Below are 3,643 nucleotides of genomic sequence, written 5' to 3' on the forward strand. Positions count from 1 at the left end.
ATCTTCTTCTTCCAGAGGCTCCTGGAGCTCTTCTGGGAGGCGCAGCGGGCCCAGTCGGAGGGCAAGAAGCTCATCTTCATCCCCTTCACCTTTCCCCCGGAGCTCTTCTGGGCCTTCGACTCCCTCTTCCCCCTGTGCACGGAGATCGTCTCCGGGGCCATCGTCAACATCTGCTACGGCCAGGGAGAGCGCTTCTGGGACTTCGCCATGAGCCTGGGGCTCCCCGACTCCCTGTGCTCCGGGAACACCATCGGCATCGCCTCTCTCCTAGCCGGGCCGGGGCTCAAGCCGGATGCAATTGTCTACAACACCCCGGGCAGCTGCAACCCCAACGCCAAGATACACGCCTTCGCCGCCGACTATCTGGGCATCCCCCAGTTCATCCTGGAAAAGCCGGTGGACGAGTCTCCCCGGGGGCGCGAGCAGTACTACAAGTATCTCCTGCGCTTCGTGCGCGAGCTCGAGGAGTGGACGGGGGAAGAGCTGAAGGAGGAACGCCTACGCGAGGTAATGCAGCGGGCATACCGGGCCGTGGACCTCTACAACGAGTACTGGGAGCTCAAGAAGGCCCGCCCCTGCCCGGTGCCCAACATCTTCAGCATGACCCTTTTGGTCCTGCGCAGCCAGATGTGGGGTCGGGAGGAGTGCGTGGAGGTCCTGCGGCGCATGGTGGACATCTCCAAGGAGAGAATGCGCAAGGGCGAGTACACGGCGCCGGAGGAGGTGGCCCGCATCTACGTTAGCTACATCTACTGGCTCTTCGACTTCTACAACTACTTCACCTGGATGGAGAAGAAGGGCATATCCATCCTGGGGGATATCCTGGCCATCCACTACTTCCCGCCCATCGACTTCTCCTCCAAGGAGAGCATGCTGCGGGCCTACGCGGACATAGCCTTCGATTACCCCATGACCCGGCAGATGGGCGGGGAATCCATCTCCCTGCGCTGGGTGGACGACGTCGCCTGGGCCGTGCAGGACCTGGGGGCCGACGCCTGCGTCTTCGGCGGGGTGCACGCCTGCAAGCACACCCTGGGCACCATCTCCTTTTTCCGCCGCGAGATCATGAAGCGCCTGGGCATCCCCACCCTGGTCCTCATCGGCGACGTCTTCGACAAGCGGCAGACGCCCATGGAGATCTTCCAGCGGGAGGTGGAGACCTTCGTGGATCAGGTTGTGAGCAAGAAGAAGGCGGGCCGCCGAAGGAGAAGCGCTGCGGAATGAGCGGCGACAGGCCGCCTGAAAACGATGCGTGGGATGGTGCGGAATCGATTTTCGGGTCAGAGGGGGTCTAGCCGCAAGGTAACCCGGAGCAAATGTCCGCTTGGAGTGGGCGAAAAGGGCGTTTCGCGCTGATGGTGACCGAATGACAGCTCCGGTCACGTGTCTGGCGATCCTCTTTCCGCAGTCAAAAGGGGGTTGATGGGGTTGAAGAGGAAGCTGATTCCCAGGAATTGGAAGACCTTCCTCAAGGTGGCGGCGGTCTGGCAGCCGGTAACCGACCTCTGGACCAGGACCACCGCCTGGCCGGTGGTGGGGCGGCTCACCGGGTGGATAGTGAACCGCGACCACTACGACGTCACCCTCATCCCCGTCAACCGCGAGCTGGAGGCGGGCTCCACGGTGGTGCCCCGCCAGGCAGTGGAGGAGATCATCCGCCGCTCCTGCCACCGCGTGATACTCCCCTTGTGCCTGTGCAGGGTGGGCTGCCGCTGCCAGGACTATCCCATGGAGATCGGCTGCATCTTCATGGGCGAGGCCACGCGGCAGATAGACCCCAGCATCGGGAGGCCGGTCACCGTGGAGGAGGCCCTGGCCCACGTGGAGAGGGCGGTGGACGCCGGGCTGGTCATCCAGATCGGGCGCGTGGATCCCGATCCCTTCATGCTGGGGATCCCGATGAGGGACTGGGGGCGCTTCCTCACCCTGTGCTTCTGCTGCCCCTGCTGCTGCATCGCCATGCGCAACATCAACAACTGGGACCCGGACATAAGGAGCCGCATACACCGTATGGAGGGCCTGCGCATCGAGGTCACCGAGGAGTGCAACGGGTGCGGCAAGTGCGTGAAAGCCTGCTTCACCGGGGCCGTACGCCTGGAGGGAAAGCGCGCCGTCATAGGGGAGGAGTGCAAAGGGTGCGGCATCTGCGCCTCCGTATGCCCGAAGGGGGCCATCCGGGTGGAGGTAAACGACGGCGACCTGATGATGAACGAGTTCCTTCGCCGCGTGGAGAGCTACGCCGACGTGACCTGAGAATCCCGCGCGGTACGAGACATTGGACCGACGCCTCGAATTGCATCCCGTATATTTATAACAATAACATTTAAATGTAATTTTTTATTAATTATAATTACATCATGATGTAATTATTTTGTAAGAGGAAAATAACGCGTTCAGGGCGGGAACTTGAGGGCCGAGGAGGAGCCGCATGGAAATATACGATTTCAATCCCTGGTGGAGAACGGGACGGTTGCCCGCAAACCTTGTTGGAAAAAGGCGCAGGCTTTTCAAAGACGTCGTCTCCTATTTAGACCTCCGGCAGATGTGTGTCCTTTACGGGCTGCGCAGGGCCGGAAAGACCACCTTGATGTTCCAAGTCATCGATGACCTGCTGAGGAGGAAGAAAGTCAATCCCCTACATATTCTTTACTTCTCCTTCGACGAGAAAAGAATCGACCTCGACGACTTGCTCAGGTCTTATGAAACGGACGTGCTCGGTTGCCGCCTTTCCGAATCGGGACGCCTATTCCTTTTCCTGGACGAGATTCAGAAGCTCCACGGCTGGCCGGAAAAGGTGAAAATGCTGTACGACCTCCATCCTCAAGTAAAGATTTTCCTCTCGGGCTCCGCATCCATCGCCTTGGCCAAAGAAAGCAAGGAAAGCCTTGCCGGCCGCTTCTTTGAGTTCCTGGTCGAACCGCTGGATCTTGACGAATACCTGGAATTCATGGACCTGGAAGTGGATCGTAGGCGGGAGAGGATCTTTGAAATGGAGATAAAAAGGAGCATCCGCCACCACGCGCTTACCGGAGGTTTCATAGAAGCCCTGGAGCTCAATGACCTTCAAAGGGGGAAATACCTTCGCGAGAGCCTCCTCGAGCGGGTCGTCTACAGGGACCTCCTGGAGCATTTCACCGTGAAATCGATCGATCTTCCCCATCGCCTCCTCTCCGTATTCGCGGAACATCCGGGAATGATCCTCGATTACAGGAACCTTGGCAGCGATCTGGGGTATGACCAGAGAACGGTGGCCAATTACGTCTCCTACCTGGAATATTTGATGTTGGTGAACAAGTTGTACAACTACTCCACCAATCGTTTGAGCAGCGAGAAGAAGATGAAAAAGATATACCCTTCAAGCACCGCCTTCACTGCCGCCCTGTCGGGGAAAAGCGACTTCTCGGTCCTCGCCGAGCAATATTTCGCCAACATGCTCAAAGCGCGTTTCTTCTGGCGCTCGCCGCAGAAAGACGATGTGGACCTTGTGCTCCATCAAGGAGAAAAGGCGGTGCCCGTGGAGATAAAAATGCGAGCCGATATAAAAGCAAAAGACGTCAAACCGCTTTTCAAGTTCATGACCCGATTCGGACTCAAACGAGGTCTCGTCATCTCCTCGGACTCGGAAGGGAAGTTCGACGACGGC

At 58.7% G+C, this 3,643-nt stretch carries 3 protein-coding genes; all 3 read left to right on the forward strand.

Annotated elements, in window-relative coordinates:
* The coding region (locus H7007_RS02780; protein ID WP_287152970.1) for a 2-hydroxyacyl-CoA dehydratase family protein at positions 1-1,224 on the forward strand (1,224 nt) is incomplete at its 5' end.
* A 204-nt stretch (positions 1,225-1,428) separates the two neighbouring features.
* On the forward strand, positions 1,429-2,253 hold the full coding sequence (locus H7007_RS02785) for a 4Fe-4S binding protein (RefSeq protein ID WP_287152971.1): 825 nt from the start codon (positions 1,429-1,431) through the stop codon (positions 2,251-2,253).
* A 175-nt stretch (positions 2,254-2,428) separates the two neighbouring features.
* On the forward strand, positions 2,429-3,643 hold a 1,215-nt coding region (locus H7007_RS02790), incomplete at its 3' end, for an ATP-binding protein (protein WP_287152972.1).

This window comes from Candidatus Solincola tengchongensis, assembly GCF_015711935.1.
Lineage (GTDB): Bacteria > Actinomycetota > Geothermincolia > Geothermincolales > RBG-13-55-18 > Solincola_A > Solincola_A tengchongensis.